The organism is Bartonella phoceensis (assembly GCF_902825145.1).
Classification (GTDB): Bacteria; Pseudomonadota; Alphaproteobacteria; order Rhizobiales; family Rhizobiaceae; genus Bartonella; species Bartonella phoceensis.
The window spans coordinates 1-246 of record NZ_CADEAD010000086.1 but is presented as its reverse complement, the minus strand read 5'-3'; the positions used below and the strand labels follow the sequence as shown (position 1 = coordinate 246).

Genomic DNA, 246 nt, shown 5'->3' with positions numbered 1-246 from the left:
AAGGAAAATGCATTTGTAGCTCTTCATGGTGCGGATAACGCAAAGAGCAAAAGCAAGATTACATCTCTTCAAGCTGGTGTCATTAGTAATGTCTCAACAGATGCTGTGAATGGTTCTCAGCTTTATTCATTAGGTAATGGTTTGGCGCAATCTTTAGGAGGTGGAGCTCAGTATGAGAATGGCGAATGGAAAGCCCCAAAGTTTAAGGTTCATGTAGTCAAGGAAGATGGCAGTGCAGTTGAAGAG

At 42.3% G+C, this 246-nt stretch carries 1 protein-coding gene; it reads left to right on the top strand.

Annotated elements, in window-relative coordinates; genetic code table 11:
- A partial coding sequence (locus J7R07_RS08175; protein ID WP_208436345.1) for a hypothetical protein occupies nt 1–246 on the top strand: 246 nt, incomplete at both ends.